The following is a 15,189-nucleotide window of genomic DNA, read 5'->3' on the forward strand; positions in this document are numbered from 1 at the left end:
CGCTGCGATGCCGATCTGCCACAGGATATTGCTGACGATGCCGCACTGGCCCGCGTCCGGAACACAGCCGTGACGCCCCCCGATTTCCTGGAGTCGGCGCTCGCCCGGTCGAGCCGGCATTTGCGTCTCGACACGCTGGTCAGGCTGCGCTGGCTCGCGATCTCGGGCCAGAGCCTGGCCGTGGCGGGCGTGCATTTCGGGCTCGGCTTCGTCTTGCCCTTCGGCTGGTGCTTCGCCGTCATCGCCGTCTCGGCCTGGCTCAATATCGCGCTGCGCATCCGCTTTCCGCTCAGCCACCGCCTGACGGCGGGCGCTGCGACCGCGTTGCTGGCCTTCGACATCATCCAGCTTGCCGCGCTGCTCTACCTCACCGGCGGGCTGCAGAACCCGTTCTCGATCCTTTTCCTCGCGCCGGTGATGATCTCGGCGACAGCGCTGCCGCCGCAGCGCACCTTGCTGCTCGGCATGCTTGGCGTAGCGCTCGCGACAGGGCTCAGCTTCGCGCATCTGCCGCTGCCCTGGGCCGGCGAGGGCCGCCCGGTGCTGCCGCCCTATTACCAGGCCGGAAACTGGATCGCGCTCGTGCTGGGCTTGGGGTTTACCGGCATCTATGCCTGGCGGGTCGCCAAGGAGGCGCGCGACCTCTCCGATGCGCTCACCGCCACCGAGCTCGTGCTGGCGCGCGAACAGCATCTCTCGCAGCTCGACGGGCTCGCCGCCGCCGCCGCCCATGAGCTCGGCACGCCGCTCGCCACGATCGCGCTGGTGGCACGCGAGCTCTCGCGCCTGGCGCCGGCGGAAGGCGAAATGGCCGAGGACATCGCGCTGCTGCGCGAACAGGTCGAGCGCTGCCGCGGCATCCTCGGCAAGCTCACCTCGCTGCAGGACGACGATGGCGGTCCTCTGGACGAGCTCTCGCTTCGCCTGCTGATCGAGGAAGCGGCCGGGCCGCAACGCCCCTTCGGCATGCCCTTCGAGATCACGATGCAGGGCGAGAAGCCCGAACCCATCTGCCGCCGCAACCCCGGCATGATCTATGGCCTGGGCAACATCGTCGACAACGCGGTCGATTTTGCCCAGGCGGCCGTGACCATTACGGCGCGCTGGGACGACAACCAGGTCACGCTGATCATCGCCGATGACGGGCCGGGCTTTCCACCTGACGTGCTGATGCGCGCAGGCGAACCCTACCTCACCCGTGGGGCGGGCGAGAATCGCGCCGGCGGCGGGCTGGGCCTGGGCCTCTTCATCGCCAAGACGCTGCTCGAGCGCGGCGGGGCGGCCATCGAGTTCTCGAATCTGCCCGCACCTGCAAGCGGCGCCTCGATCAGGATCAGCTGGCTCAGAGCTGTATTCGAGGCCGGCCTGCGTCCGCAAGGGGCTACAAACCCGGACGCTTCGGCCCTACATAAGGCTGGCTGACCCGCTCCCCCTGCCGGATGCGCAGCGGCGGCAACCGCGCTACAATTCCGTCGGGACAGGCCCGGCGGAAGGAGAGTTCCGATGCAAGATGTGCTGAGCGAAGCCGCCCCGACCGAAACCGTGGCGGACATGTCCCTGCTGCTGGTCGATGACGACAAGCCGTTCCTGACCCGGCTGGCGCGCGCCATGGAGGGACGCGGCTATCTGGTGCGGACCGCTGAAAGCGTCTCGGCCGGGCTTGCCGCCGTCGAAGAAGCCGCCCCGGCCTTCGCCGTGATCGATCTGCGCCTCGCCGACGGCAACGGACTCGATGTGATCGCGCGGTTGAAAGAACGCAGGCCCGACGCGCGCGGCATCGTGCTGACCGGCTATGGCAATATCGCGACCGCCGTCAGCGCCGTGAAGCTCGGCGCCTTCGACTTCCTCGCCAAGCCCGCCGACGCCGACGAGATCCATTCGGCCTTGGCCGCCTCACGCAATGCCCGCCCGATGCCACCGGAAAACCCGATGTCGGCCGACCGGGTGCGTTGGGAGCATATTCAGCGCGTCTATGAATTGTGCAGCCGCAATGTCTCGGAGACGGCGCGCCGTCTCGGCATGCACCGGCGCACCTTGCAGCGCATCCTGGCGAAGCGCGCGCCGCGATAGAGCGGACGCGCGCTACAGGGCATTTTAGACCGGCGGCGGGTTGATCCGCTTGAATCCGCCTTCGCGCCAATAGGGATAATGCGGGTAGGCCGGCGTCACCGCGCTCGCCGCATCGAGCCGCGCGACCTGCTCGCGCGTCAGATTCCAGCCGACGGCGCCGAGATTCTGGCGCAGCTGCTCCTCGTTGCGCGCGCCGATGATGACGCTGGAGACGCTCGGGCGGCGTAGCAGCCAGTTCAGCGCGATCTGCGGCACGGTCTTGCCGGTCTCCTCTGCGAGCGCATCCAGCACATCGACGATGGCGTAGAGCCGCTCATCATCGACCGGCGGGCCGAAATCGGCGCTTTCATGCAGGCGGCTGCTGGCGGGAAGCGGTTGGCCACGGCGGAGCTTGCCGGTCAGGCGGCCCCAGCCGAGCGGACTCCAGACCATCGCGCCGACCTTCTGGTCGAGCCCGAGCGGCATCAGTTCCCATTCATAGTCGCGCCCGACCAGCGAATAATAGACCTGATGGGCGACATAACGCGGCCAGCCATGGCGGTCGGCGGCGGCGAGCGACTTCATCAATTGCCAGCCGGAGAAATTGGAAGCGCCGACATAGAGCAGCTTGCCGTCCCTCACGAGCGCATCGAGCGCGCTCAAGACCTCCTCGACCGGCGTGGCGGCGTCGAAAGCATGGAGTTGCAGCAGGTCGATACGGTCGGTGCGCAGGCGCTTCAGCGCCGCCTCGACGCCCGCGATCAGGCGCAGACGCGAGGTGCCTGCCTGCGAGGGGCCGTCGCCCAATGGCAGGCCGAGCTTGGTCGAGATCAGCGCCTGATTGCGCCGGCCCTCCAGCGCCTCGCCCAGGATCGTCTCCGACGCGCCGCTGGAATAGACATCGGCCGTGTCGAAGAGCGTGACGCCCGCCTCCAGGCAGATGTCGACGAGGCGCCTGGCCTGCGCGACGTCGGTGTCGCCCCAGGCGCTGAAGAGCGGCCCCTCGCCGCCAAAGGTACCGCAGCCGAAGCTGAGGGCGGGGACTTTCAGGCCGGATGCGCCGAGCTGTCGATAATCCATGAGGTTTCTCCTGTGAGTCAGATGGTCGCGACGCGGGCGCTGCGCCGTTCGATGGCGAGGCTCCAGGCGGCGAGGCCAAGCGCCGCCAGCGGCACCAGCGCGGCGATCGGCGCGATGCCGGGCAGCCCCGGGCCATGGCTGATGACGAAGCCGCCGAGCCAGGCGCCGAAGGCATTGCCGAGGTTGAAGGCGGCGATATTGAGGCTCGACGCCAGCCCCTGGCCCGCGCCGCCGGCCTGCTGCAGCACCCGCATCTGCAGCGGCGCGACCGTGGCGAAGGCGGCCGCTCCCAGCGCGAAGGCCGCGACGACAGCGCCGATCTTGCTGTGGAGGGCGAAGCCGGCTGCGACCATCACCAGCGTCAGCAGCAGCAGCGTGCCGATCAGGGCCGGCGAGAGGCTGCGATCGGCCCAGCGGCCGCCGAGCAGATTGCCGACGACGAGGCCGGCCCCGAAGACCAGCAGGATCGGCGAGACCGCCTCCTGGCTATAGCCGGCGAGTTCGACCAGCAGCGGCTGGATATAGGTGAAGACCGCAAAGACCCCGCCGAAGCCGAGCACGGTGATCAGCAGGCCGAGCTGGACCTGCGGCCGGGACAGCACCGCAAACTCCTCCGAGAGCGGCGCCAGCGGCACGGTCTCGCGAGCCTTGGGCACGAACAGCGCCAGGATGACGAAAGCCAGGACGCCGATCGCGGTCACCGCCCAGAAGGTCGCGCGCCAGCCATAGGCCAGGCCGAGCCAGGAGCCGAAGGGCACGCCGAGCAAGGTCGCCAGCGTCAAGCCGGTGAACATCACGGCGATGGCCGATGCCTTGCGCTCCGGCGCGACAAGCCCGGTCGCGACGACCGAGCCGACGCCGAAGAAGGTGCCATGCGCCAGCGCCGTGACGATGCGCGCGGCCATCAGCCAGCCGAAGCTGGGGCTAAGCGCGCAGGCGAGATTGCCAAGGGTGAAGATCGCCATCAGGACGAGCAGGGTCGTCTTGCGCGGCAGGCCGCGGGTCGCAATCGTCAGGATCGGCGCGCCGACGAAGACACCGAGCGCATAGCCGGTCATCAGCAGACCAGCTGTCGGGATCGAAATGCCGAGATCACCCGAGACCTGCAGCAGCAGGCCCATGATAACGAATTCGGTGACGCCGATACCGAAGGCGCCAACAGTGAGGGCATAGAGTGCGACGGGCATGACGGCCTTCCACGATTGGTGAGGAGGCAGGGATATGGCCGTTCGCATGCTTATGAATTAGATTGCTGTCAGGACATTGATTTGTGAGGTGAAGTCATCATGCCGCGGCCAGACATCAACCGCTCCGGCGAAATGGAGGTGTTCGCGCGGGTCGTTGAACTCGGCGGCTTCTCGCCGGCGGCGCGCTCCCTGCGGATGACGCCCTCGGCGGTGAGCAAGCTGATGGCGCGGCTCGAGGCGCGGCTCGGCGTGCGCTTGATCATCCGCTCGACCCGCAAGCTCCAGCTCACCGACGAGGGCGCGACCTTTCACGCCGGGGCGTTGCGCGTGCTGGCCGATCTCGACGAGGCCGAGCGCTCTGTCGCCGCCTGCCAGATTCCGCGCGGACGCTTGCGGGTGAATTCGAACGTGCCCTTCGGCCGACATTACCTGCTGCCGCTCGCGCCGCGCTTCATGGCCGCCCATCCCGGCGTGCAGCTCGACATCACCATCACCGACCAGGTCATCGACCTGATGGACGAGCGCGCCGATGTCGCGATCCGGGTCGGTCCGATGCGCCCCTCGCAGCTCGTGGCGCGCAAGCTCGGCGCCGCCGCGATGGCGATCGTCGCCTCGCCCGATTACCTCACCCGCCACCCGGCGCCCCGGAGCATCGCCGATCTCCCACAGCACGACCTGATCACCTTCAATTTCGCCCGCCATTGCGACGAATGGCCGTTCCGTCTCGACGGCAAGCGCCTCTCCGTCCCGGCCCATGGCCGCGTCTCGGTCGGCGACGGCGAAAGCGCGCGGCAGCTCGCCTTGAGCGGGCAGGGGCTGGCGCGGCTCTCGCTCTTCCATATCGGCCAAGACGTCGCGGCCGGCCGCCTCGTGCCGGTGCTGGAGGATTTCAATCCCGGCGATGTCGAAGAGATCAACGCGGTCTATGTCGGCCATGGCGGCCGCTTGCCGGCCCGCGTGCGCGCCTTCATCGATTTCCTGGTCGAAACAGTGGACCTGACGACGCCGCCAGAGGCCGCAGAAGCCAAACGCCCACCCCGCGTGGCAAAAGCCGCCGAATCGAGCCTCGTCTAGAGGCCTGGATCCTCCAGCAGCGCCAATCGTCCAGCCGCCAGCTTGGCGAAGGCGATGGTCAGCGCCTTGCGCCTGGAGCCGCTGAGCGGGTGGCGGGGCGCGTCGCGCAGCATCTCGCCGCCATAGGCGTCGGCGACGATCAGCCCGACATCCTCAGGCAGGATCTCGCGCGGGAATTCCGGCGCGACCGCGAAGAGGAAGCCGTCGCAATAGTCGCGATAATCGGGCCATTTGCCGTCGACGCGGTAATCCTCGATCCCGGATTTGACCTCGACCACGAGCAATTCACCCGACGGCGAGAGCGCGACGATGTCGCCGCGCCGGCCATTGGCGAAGGTCATCTCCTTGACGATGGCGTAGCCGCGCTCGCGCAGATGCCGGCCCGCGCCACGGCAGACGGCGCGGGTGATGTCGGGCCGCGTCGGTGGCGGGTTCAGGCGGGCGTCGGTCAGGGGCATGACGACATGTTCCCTGTTTGTGCCCGGTACGGCAAGTCGAATTTTCTTTCAGCAACGGTCTCGCGACAAGCCCCGGAAACGCGCCGTCATTCCGGGCGCAGCCCCCGGGTCCGATCTTTGATCGGCCCAAGGATAAACTCCGTGGAGACCCGGAATCGATCGGAGGGCCAATCCTTTGACGGATCTGGCTCTACGATGGATTCCAGATCGGCGCCGCTGACGCGGCTTGTCCGGAATGACGGGTGATGGTTCCAAGCGAGATCATCCCCTCTAGGCATTTGCCTCGACTTGCTTATGGTGCCGCCGCCTTGGACAGCTTTCTCGCCCCCCTCCTGATCCTGATTGCTGCGGCCGCCATGTCGGCCGTGCTTTGCGTCGCCTTGCGACCGCTGCTCACGCGCTATGCGCTGGCGCGCCCCAATGCACGCTCCAGCCACAGCATCCCGACGCCGCAAGGCGGCGGGATCGCGGTCCTGGCCGGAGCTTTCCTGGCGCTCGGGCCCGGCCTTCTGTTCGGCCCACTCCCGGCCGGGGGGCAAAACGAGCTCCTGCTGGTCGGCGCTGCTGCGATCCTGCTCGCCGTCGTCGGCGCCTGGGACGATATCCGGCCGTTGCCGGCAAGCCTGCGGCTCGCGCTGCAAGCAGCCTGCGTCGGGCTCGTCGTCGTCTATGCTGCACCGGGCCTGCGGCTGTTTCCCGCTCTGATGCCGCTCGCGCTAGAGCGAGCGCTGGCGCTGCTGGCCGGCGTCTGGTTCGTCAATCTCGTCAACTTCATGGACGGGATCGACTGGATCACCATCGCCGGCATCGTGCCCCTGACCGGCGCCCTGGCGCTGGCTGGACAGGCGGGCGCGCTCGATCTGGGCAGCGGCTGGCTGGCGGCGGCGCTCTGCGGCGGGCTGATCGGCTTCGCGCCCTTCAACAAGCCCCGCGCCCGGCTCTTCCTTGGCGATGTCGGCTCGCTGCCGATCGGCCTGCTCACGGCCTATCTGCTCTACCGGCTCGCCGGAACCGGCGCTTTCGCGGCGGCGCTGATCCTGCCGCTCTACCATCTCTGCGACGCCACCCTGACGCTGCTGCGCCGATTGGCGCGTGGCGAAAAAATCTGGGAGGCGCATCGCTCGCATCTCTACCAGCAGGCGACCACGAACGGCTTCAGCGTGCTCGGGATCGTCACGCGCATCGCCGTCCTGAACCTGATCCTGATCGCATTGGCTGCGCTCAGCCTGCGTATCCCCGGCCTCTGGGGGCAACTCGCCTGCCTTGCGGTGGCGCTGCTGCTGACCGCGGCTCTCCTTCGCGCCTTTTCACGCCCGAAGGCCGCCCATGGCTGAGGCGCGCATCCTCGTGACCGGCGCGAGCGGCTTCGTCGGGCCACATGTCGTCGCGGCGCTGCGCGATGCGGGCTATCGCCTGCGGCTGACACAGCGCCGGGCCACCACGGCCCCGCCCGGCATCGAGACCGTCGTAACGGGCGAAATGAGCGCGCCCATCGACTGGCGCGCCGCGCTGGAAGGCGTCGACCATGTCGTCCACATGGCCGGGCTCGCCCATGCCGGCCCCGGCCTCGAAGAGGCGCTCTATCGGCAGATCAACACGCAGGCGACGCTGGATCTCGCTGAAGCCGCCAGGCGAGCAGGCATCGCGCGCTTCATCTATCTCTCCTCGATCAAGGCGCTGAGCGGGGCTTTCGACGGCGTAGCCCTGCGCGACGACGACAGCCCGGAACCCGACGACGCCTATGGCCGCTCCAAGCTCGCCGCCGAGCAGGGGCTGGCCGCGCTCGATCTCGACTGGGTCAGCCTGCGCCCGGTCTTGATCTACGGGCCGGGCGTGAAGGCCAATATGGCGGCGCTGCTCAGGCTCGCCCGCCTGCCCTTGCCCCTGCCGCTGGGCGGGCTCAACGCGCCGCGCTCGCTGCTGGCGGTGGAGAACCTGACCGAAGCGATCCTGTTCGCACTGACGCCGGCCTGCCCGTCCCGCAGGAGCTATATCGTCTCGGATCCCGAGCCGATCAGCGTCGCGGAGATCATCACGGCGATGCGGGCGGGCCTGGAACGCAAACCCGGACTGATTCCCGTGCCCGCACGGTGGCTCGGCCTTGCCGCCCGTCTTGCCGGCAAGCAGGACGCCTTCGCCAAGCTGAGCGGCGGACTCGTTGCCGCGCCGGACGCTCTGCTCAGGGCCGGTTGGCGGCCACGGGTCGCGACACCGGCAGCTCTGGCCCGGCTTGCGGCTTCGCCCGCAGCCTGAAGTCGGGAATCGCCTCGTCGAGGATGGCCTCGGCGGCGGCGCGCTCGTCGTTCTTGATGCCGACTTCGAGCCGCGCCAGCCAGCCCTGCATGCGCGAACGCCCGGCGAAGATCGGCTTGGCCGCCATGACGCCGTCGAGACCGGTCTCGGCCTTGGGCTCGTCGCGTGCGAACAGGATTTCGTTGAGGCGCTCGCCCGGCCTGACGCCGGTAACCGCGATCTCGATATCGATGCCGGGCTCATAGCCGGCCAGCCGGATCATGCGCTCGGCCAGGTCCATGATTTTGACGGGCTGGCCCATCTTGAGGATGTAGACCGCGGCGCGCTCGGCCTCGGGCTCGTCGCCGCGCGCATGCGAGGCGGCGGTCAGGACGAGATCGCAAGCCTCGCGGATCGTCATGAAATAGCGGATCATCTCCGGATCGGTCACCGTCACCGGCCCGCCGCGCTCGATCTGCGCCTTGAATTTCGGCACGACCGAGCCGACCGAGCCCAGCACATTGCCGAAGCGCACGGCGACCAGCCGCATGCCGGCAGCGGCCGCGACGAACTCGGCATCGCGCGACTGGACATACATCTCGGCGAAACGCTTGGTCGCGCCCAGCATCGAGACGGGTTCGATCGCCTTGTCGGTCGAGATCAGCACGAAGATCTTGGCGCCGGCCGCGATGGCGGCGTCCGTCACATTCACCGAGCCGAAGATGTTGGTCTTGATGCCTTCCGTCCAGTCGGCTTCCAGATAGGGCACATGCTTCAGCGCCGCCGCGTGGATGACGATGTCGGGCGCGAAGGAGGTGAAGAGCGGCGTGATGCGGGCGCGGTCGCGTACATCGGCCAGCGCGCCGTTGACCACGGTCTGGTGACCCTGGGCGATGAGCTCCTCGGTGATCTGGAAGAGCGCAGGCTCCGAGCTCTCGACGATCAGCAGTTCGGCGGCACCGAAGGCGGCGCAACGCAAGCAGATCTCGGAACCGATCGAGCCGCCGCCGCCGGTGACCAGCACGCGCTTGCCCTTCAGGAAGGAGCCCAGCCGCTCGCGATCGATCGTGACCGTGGGGCGAACCAGCAGATCCTCGATCTCGAGCGGTGCGAGCTCGGTGTCGCGCATGCCCTCGCCCAGGCTGTCGACGCGCGAAATCGGCAAGGCGAGCTTGCGCGTGCGCGCCAGCCATTTATCGGGCTCGGCTTCGGGAACCAGCGCGCTCGCGGTTGCGACAATGCGGCGGAAGGGCTCGCCGCGCTCGGCGGCGTCCAGTGCCACCGTCTCGATCTCCGCCAGCAGGCCCAGCACCGGAACGCCGCGGATCGACTGGCCGAGATCATCCGCGCGCGGCGACAGGATACCGGCCGGCCGCAGATTGCGCATGGTGCCGGCCTCCATGGCGCGGATCACCATCTCGACCTCGACGCCGCGCCCAAGCAGCAGCGCCGGCAGGGTCTGGCCGCGCTGCGCCAAGTGCTTGGAGCGGGAGTATTTGAAATAGCGATAGGCGAGCCTGGGGCCGCCGAGCAGCGCGTTCTGCACCAGCCAGTAGAGCGCGATCGTGATCTTGCCGAAGAAGAACGTGCCATAGAGGTTCGGCGCGACCAGGACATAGTCGACCACGAGCAGGGTCAGGCTCAGGATCGAGACCGCCTTGACGATGTTCGACAGGTCCGGCAGCGAGGCGAAGCGCCATTTCGAGCGGTAGAGCGAGAAGAACCAGTAGACCAGCCCGGCATAGGCGACGAAGAACGGCAGGCCGCGCGGCAGGTGCCTGAGATGCTCGGCGAGCTGCCAGTTCTCGAAACGGATGACGAAGACGAGCCAGATCGCCAGCGCCGTGACCACGAGATCATGGACGATGACGGCGAGCTTCTTGAGATTCTGTTTGGAGAAAGAGGCCATGGCAGGCGGGGTATCCCGCTCCCCGGAGGGCTTGTCAACGCAAGCGAAGGCCGGAGCAGCTCAAGCGGCGCCGACCGGCGGCTCCAGCGCGGCCATGATGAAGTCGATCATCTCGTCGATGCTGGGCCCCGGCATGCGCGAGCATTGCGACATCAGCAGCGGGTGATGAAAGCGGATCATCGCCGTGCGGATGCAGCGGGTGGCCTCACCGGGATCGACCTTCCGGAACGCTCCGCTCTCGACGCCCTCCGCGACGACCTTGCACATCAAGGCATCGAACCGGGCGATATGGCCCAGGATCGCGTCCCAGCTCTCCTCCATCGCCGCACAGACCATCTCATGCATGCGCTGCTGGTCGGCATAGCGGGCCTGGTTGATGCGGTAGGAGGTCTGCAGCATGTCGCGCAGGCGGTCAGTCACCGGCCGGTCCTGGGCCGCGATTTCAGCCAGCGCCGCCTCATGCTCGCCCTTGTAGCGCGCCAGCACCGCCTCGTTGATCGACTTCTTCGAATCGAAAAAGCGATAGACGTTGGCCGGGCTCATGCGCAGCGATTTGGCGATGTCGGCGACCGTCGTCTTCTGGTAGCCGATGTCGCGAAAGAAGCGCTCGGCCGTGTCGACGATGGTTTGCCTCGTATCGCGTTCAGGATGGCTCAACGCGGTTGTCCGATGTGCTGATTGGCAGGCAGTCTTCGGAATTTGTTGGTATGACGAATTTCATCATTCGTCAACTTCATGACAGATAAAGACTTTAGCCGATTTGTGCAAGGTGCCGATTGCACATTCTTGCTGCCGATCGCGCCCAAGCCGGACAGCGGGCGATTGCATCCGGCTCAGGCGAATCCGGCCCTCTGCCGCGCCAGCGCCAAAAGCGCCTCGACATCGAGATGGGCCGCGAGATGGGCCGCCAGCCGATCGAGCGTGGCCTCGACATCGGCCTCGTAGGAGAATTCAGAGGCAACGCCGCCAATCGCCGCAAGCCAGGCCGTACGGACGGGATCGGCCGAGAAGACGCCATGCAGATAGGTGCCGACGACGCGGCCATCCTGACTTGCCGCGCCCTCCGCGCGGGGACCGACGTAAAACGGCGCCCTTATGGTATCGGCGCCCTGGGTGCTGCCGAGATGGATCTCATAGGCGCGACCAGCGGCCCCACTCGCCGCATGAGCGATATCAACCTCGCGCACGGTCTTTTCGCGATCAAGCACCGTCTCGACATCGAGCAGGCCCAGCCCCGCAGCCTCCCCGGCCGGCCCCTCCAGGCCCAGCGGATCGCGCACGACACGGCCCAGCATCTGATAGCCGCCGCACAGGCCCAGCACATGCCCGCCACGCCGCCGATGCGCCAGGATGTCGATATCCCAGCCCTCGCTGCGCAGAACGGCGAGATCGCGCAGCGTCGTCTTGGAGCCGGGCAGGATGACAAGATCGGCATCGCCGGGCAGTGCCTCGCCGCGCCGGATCAAAGCGAGATCGACGCCGGGCTCGGACTTCAGCGGATCGAGATCGTCGAAATTGGCGATGCCCGGCATCACCGGAACCGCGATCTTCAGGCCGACGCCGGGCTTGCGCGCGCCCGAGCGCAGGTCGAGCCCGTCCTCCGCCGGCAGCCTCGCGGCTTCCGCGAACCAGGGCACGACGCCCAGGCAGGGCCAGCCGGTCGCGGCCTGGATCGTCTCGACGCCGGCGCGAAACAGGCTGGCGTCACCACGGAAGCGGTTGATGGCGAAGGCCCGGATCATGGCGCCATCGGCCTCCTCCAGCACCGCATGCGTGCCGATGAGGCTGGCGATGACGCCGCCGCGATCGATGTCGCCGATCAGGATCGCAGGCACGTTGGCAGCGCGGGCGAAGCCGAGATTGGCGATGTCGCGTGCGCGCAGATTGGTCTCGGCCGGCGAGCCCGCGCCTTCGACGATGACCAGGTCGGCCCTGGCGCATAATCGCTCGAAGCTCTCCAGCACCTGGGGCAGGAAGTCGCCGCGCCTGGCATAATCGCCAGAGGCCAGATGGCCGGCGACACGCCCCTGCAGCACGATCTGGCTGCCGGTCTCGCTTTCGGGCTTGAGCAGCACCGGGTTCATGTCGACATGGGGCGCGATGCGGGCGGCGCGGGCCTGCAGGGCCTGGGCGCGGCCGATCTCGCCGCCCGGCGTCGCCGCCGCATTGTTGGACATGTTCTGCGGCTTGAATGGCGCGACCTTCAGCCCGCGATCGGTGAAGAGGCGGCAAAGCCCCGCGACGATCAGGGATTTCCCGACATTGGAGCCGGTGCCCAGGATCATGATTGCGGGGGTGCGCGCTAAGCTCATGCGCTGTGATTAGAGCATGCCCGCGCAAAGGGGGAGCCGGTTTTCGGCATCATATCCGCACCACCGCCGAAAGCTGCGAGCCGTAGTCGGAGCAGGCTCTGAAGACGCGGTGCGAAAGGGGGGTCACCGGTTCACGCCAATATCCCGCAACGTCAAAGGGGCGAAGCCGCCGCGGGCGCCCGTCGTGAACCGGCTTGAACAGATAAGCATTGATCGCTGACGAATGTCAACATTCATCATTCCATATTCCGCTAGGCCAAATCCGACGAATCCTCGATCGACCATCCGGGATGCGCTGCGGCCCATGGCATGGTAGAGGCCCTGCCTGCTTTCGCCCAGAATAGCTTCGCTCGAGCCGGCCCGATGACGATGAACCCGATCTTCTCCGCCCTGCAGACCAGCGTTTTCGAGGTGATGTCGCGGCTCGCGCGCGAGACCGGCGCCGTCAATCTCGGCCAGGGCTTTCCCGATGACCCCGGCCCGGAGGACGTCCGGCGCAAGGCGGCCGATGCCGTCATCAATGGCTGGAACCAGTATCCGCCGATGATGGGCCTGCCCGAGCTGCGCCAATCCGTCGCAACCCATTTCAAGCGCTGGCAGGGGCTCGATCTCGACCCTGACGCCGAGGTGATGGTGACCTCGGGCGCAACCGAGGCGATCGCCGGCGCGCTGATGGCTCTGATCACGCCGGGCGACGAAGTCGTGCTGTTCGAGCCGATGTACGACGCCTATGTGCCACTGGTGCGCCGCGCCGGCGGCATTCCGAAATTCGTGACGCTGACGCCGCCGGCCTTCGGGCTGAGCGAAGAGGCGCTCGCCAAGGCGTTCTCACCGAAGACTCGCGTCGTGCTGTTCAACAACCCGCTGAACCCGACCGCGACGATCTTCAGCGAGGCCGATCTCGATCTGCTCGCCGCTTTCTGCGTCCGGTTCGATGCGGTCGCGATCTGCGACGAGGTCTGGGAGCATGTCGTCTTCGACGGCCACAGGCACAAGCCGATGCTGTCGCGGCCAGGCATGCGCGAGCGCACGGTGAAGATCTCCTCGGCCGGCAAGATCTTCTCGCTGACCGGCTGGAAGGTCGGGATGGTGATGGCGGCGCCGAACCTGATGCGGGTGCTGGCCAAGGCGCATCAATACATCACCTTCACCACGCCGCCGAACCTGCAGGCCGCCGTCGCCTACGGACTCGGCAAGGATGATTCCTATTTCGAAGGCATGCGCGCCGATTTCCAGCGCTCGCGCGACCGTTTCGCCGCCGGCCTGACGGGGCTTGGCTTCAACGTCCTGCCCAGCGTCGGCACCTATTTCCTGAATGTCGACATCGGCGCGCTGGGGGAGAGCGACGATGTCGCCTTCTGCCAGCGCCTGGTCATGGAAAACGGTGTCGCGGCGATTCCGGTCAGCGCCTTCTATGCGGAAGGAGCGGTCAAGACCGTGGTGCGCTTCTGCTTCGCCAAGCATGATTCGACCCTGGACGCTGCGCTGGAGCGGCTGGCCGATTGGCGAAAAGCGGCCTGATCTAAGCCTTGTTCAGCGCCTCGACCAGCGCGCCGGCCTTGATCAGGCGCGCCTCGAGATGCTTGGCATTGGCGGCAAAGCCGGCCGAGCGCATGGCCTCGATGGCGACGGCGATCTGCGTCAAGGCCTGCCTGGCGAGAGCCGCGTCCTTGCGTCGTTCTGCGAGCCGCATCATCGGCAGCGCCTGATTGGCTGAACTCGTCGCCCAGAGCAGCGGCACGCTCTCGCGCCGACGCTCCTCAAGAGCTGCGGCGAAGACCGCGATCGCCTCCTCGAATACGACCGGCTCGCGGTAGCGCTCGCCCATGGCGACAAGCACGCCGCCCATCTGGTCCTGCAGTTCGGCCCAGCGCAAAGGCTCCCGGGCGCGGTCAACCGCCTTGGCGACCCGGTTGAAACCGTTGAAGGCACGCTCGAGCAGAGCGAGGTCGTTACGGCGTCCGCCGAGCGCAGCGCGGGCGCGCGAGATCATGTGCTCGGCCTCGAGCCAGCGCGCTTCGTCGCGATTGCGATCCCAGACGGCGAGGACGGCGGCGAGCGCCGTGACCGCCTCCTCCAGCAGCGCATCGTCCTCGCGCGCTTCGCCGAGCGTGACGGCGAGCCGCCCGAAGCGGACCGTCAGCGCGTGCCAGAGAAGCGGCGCTTCGTCGCGGTGGAGGTGCTCCACCCCCGCCCGGCAGCGCGCGAGCGCCTCGACGCGGAGATCTTCCATGCCGGCAATCTCGGCGAGAGCTTCAAGTGTGGCGGCCAGCGCGTCCTGAGCGCCGGCAAAAGCAACCGTATCCTCCAGGCTGTCGAGCCCTTCAAGCAAACGGTGCAGCACGGTCACGGCGGCATCATAGCCGTCGCGCCCACCGAAATCCTCGCTGAGCCGCGCCAGCGCCTTCGCCTGGGCGAGCGCGACAGCGCGGCTGCGGTCGATATCGGCAAGGCCGATCAGGGCGGAAGCCTCGCCATAGCGGCCAGCGGCCTCGCGATAGGCGTCCGGCGTCGTTCGCAGGAAGCTGATTCCGGCTCGGTCGGCGCGATTCTCGCCGATCCGGAGCCGCTGCTCGACCGGCAGCGTCGAGAGATCGCTCGCGCCTCCAATCGAATGGAGTTCAGCTTGAGCAAGCGCTTTATCTGCGTCGGCGAAGCGTCCGTCTGCGAGCGCAGACGCCGCCTCGCTGCGCAGGCGACGGGTTTCCTTGTCGCCGAGCGGCGTGCCAAGCCGGCCCGCCAAAGCGAGGAAATCCACCGCCCTGCGCTCCAGCAGCGCCTCCCCGGGAGGCGCAGAGCCGGGACGACGGAGCCAATCGGCGACCATGGCCGGCAGCACCACCATCGGCAGGCCGTATCGCCCGGCGACGCGCGCCAGGAGCGGCGCA

Annotated in this window: 13 protein-coding genes; 6 read left to right on the forward strand and 7 right to left on the reverse strand. The window is 67.7% G+C overall.

Going from position 1 to position 15,189, the window contains the following annotated elements:
- Window positions 1-69: 69 nt before the first annotated feature.
- Both ACSQ3P_RS26775 and ACSQ3P_RS26780 read left to right on the forward strand, forming a co-directional pair.
- The gene (locus ACSQ3P_RS26775; protein ID WP_436168506.1) at window positions 70-1,422 is read left to right on the forward strand and encodes an ActS/PrrB/RegB family redox-sensitive histidine kinase; all 1,353 of its coding nucleotides are present in this window, start codon (window positions 70-72) and stop codon (window positions 1,420-1,422) included.
- 81 nt (window positions 1,423-1,503) lie between these two features.
- Entirely contained in the window at window positions 1,504-2,070 is a 567-nt protein-coding gene (locus tag ACSQ3P_RS26780) for an ActR/PrrA/RegA family redox response regulator transcription factor (RefSeq protein ID WP_436168507.1), read from the forward strand.
- A 24-nt stretch (window positions 2,071-2,094) separates the two neighbouring features.
- On the opposite strand, the gene ACSQ3P_RS26785 is transcribed toward ACSQ3P_RS26780, so the two are convergent.
- Window positions 2,095-3,129 (reverse strand): aldo/keto reductase, encoded by a 1,035-nt coding sequence (locus tag ACSQ3P_RS26785; RefSeq protein WP_436168508.1) that lies wholly within the window; start codon window positions 3,127-3,129, stop codon window positions 2,095-2,097.
- A 17-nt stretch (window positions 3,130-3,146) separates the two neighbouring features.
- A complete protein-coding gene (locus ACSQ3P_RS26790) occupies window positions 3,147-4,316 on the reverse strand; it encodes an MFS transporter (RefSeq protein WP_436168509.1) in 1,170 nt (389 codons plus the stop codon).
- 99 nt (window positions 4,317-4,415) lie between these two features.
- Here ACSQ3P_RS26790 and ACSQ3P_RS26795 point away from each other — a divergent pair, with 99 nt between their 5' ends.
- A complete protein-coding gene (locus tag ACSQ3P_RS26795; protein ID WP_436168510.1) occupies window positions 4,416-5,390 on the forward strand; it encodes a LysR family transcriptional regulator in 975 nt (324 codons plus the stop codon).
- Here ACSQ3P_RS26795 and ACSQ3P_RS26800 read toward each other — a convergent pair.
- On the reverse strand, window positions 5,387-5,848 hold the full coding sequence (locus ACSQ3P_RS26800) for an MmcB family DNA repair protein (protein WP_436168511.1): 462 nt from the start codon (window positions 5,846-5,848) through the stop codon (window positions 5,387-5,389). The two genes, ACSQ3P_RS26795 and ACSQ3P_RS26800, sit on opposite strands and share 4 nt — an antisense overlap.
- 308 nt (window positions 5,849-6,156) lie before the next feature.
- On the opposite strand from ACSQ3P_RS26800, the gene ACSQ3P_RS26805 reads away from it, so the two are divergent.
- Together ACSQ3P_RS26805 and ACSQ3P_RS26810 are read left to right on the forward strand one after the other, a co-directional pair.
- On the forward strand, window positions 6,157-7,182 hold the full coding sequence (locus tag ACSQ3P_RS26805) for an MraY family glycosyltransferase (protein ID WP_436168512.1): 1,026 nt from the start codon (window positions 6,157-6,159) through the stop codon (window positions 7,180-7,182).
- Window positions 7,175-8,101, forward strand: coding sequence for an NAD-dependent epimerase/dehydratase family protein (locus ACSQ3P_RS26810; RefSeq protein WP_436168513.1), 927 nt, complete (start codon window positions 7,175-7,177; stop codon window positions 8,099-8,101). Before ACSQ3P_RS26805 ends, ACSQ3P_RS26810 begins: the two co-directional genes overlap by 8 nt.
- Here ACSQ3P_RS26810 and ACSQ3P_RS26815 read toward each other — a convergent pair.
- From ACSQ3P_RS26815 to ACSQ3P_RS26825, 3 genes are all read right to left on the reverse strand, one after another.
- Window positions 8,028-9,989 (reverse strand): SDR family NAD(P)-dependent oxidoreductase, encoded by a 1,962-nt coding sequence (locus tag ACSQ3P_RS26815; RefSeq protein ID WP_436168514.1) that lies wholly within the window; start codon window positions 9,987-9,989, stop codon window positions 8,028-8,030. The two genes, ACSQ3P_RS26810 and ACSQ3P_RS26815, sit on opposite strands and share 74 nt — an antisense overlap.
- 60 nt (window positions 9,990-10,049) lie before the next feature.
- Window positions 10,050-10,646: a TetR/AcrR family transcriptional regulator gene (locus tag ACSQ3P_RS26820; RefSeq protein WP_436168515.1), complete on the reverse strand. Its 597-nt coding sequence runs from the start codon at window positions 10,644-10,646 to the stop codon at window positions 10,050-10,052.
- A gap of 176 nt (window positions 10,647-10,822) precedes the next feature.
- On the reverse strand, window positions 10,823-12,301 hold the full coding sequence (locus tag ACSQ3P_RS26825) for a cobyric acid synthase (RefSeq protein WP_436168516.1): 1,479 nt from the start codon (window positions 12,299-12,301) through the stop codon (window positions 10,823-10,825).
- Between the two features lie 369 nt (window positions 12,302-12,670).
- On the opposite strand from ACSQ3P_RS26825, the gene ACSQ3P_RS26830 reads away from it, so the two are divergent.
- Entirely contained in the window at window positions 12,671-13,822 is a 1,152-nt protein-coding gene (locus ACSQ3P_RS26830; protein WP_436168636.1) for an aminotransferase, read from the forward strand.
- Window position 13,823: 1 nt separating this feature from the next.
- On the opposite strand, the gene ACSQ3P_RS26835 is transcribed toward ACSQ3P_RS26830, so the two are convergent.
- On the reverse strand, window positions 13,824-15,146 hold the full coding sequence (locus tag ACSQ3P_RS26835) for a hypothetical protein (protein WP_436168517.1): 1,323 nt from the start codon (window positions 15,144-15,146) through the stop codon (window positions 13,824-13,826).
- Between the last annotated feature and the right edge of the window lie 43 nt (window positions 15,147-15,189).

This window comes from Allobosea sp. LjRoot9 (assembly GCF_964252745.1).
Taxonomy (GTDB): Bacteria; Pseudomonadota; Alphaproteobacteria; order Rhizobiales; family Beijerinckiaceae; genus Allobosea.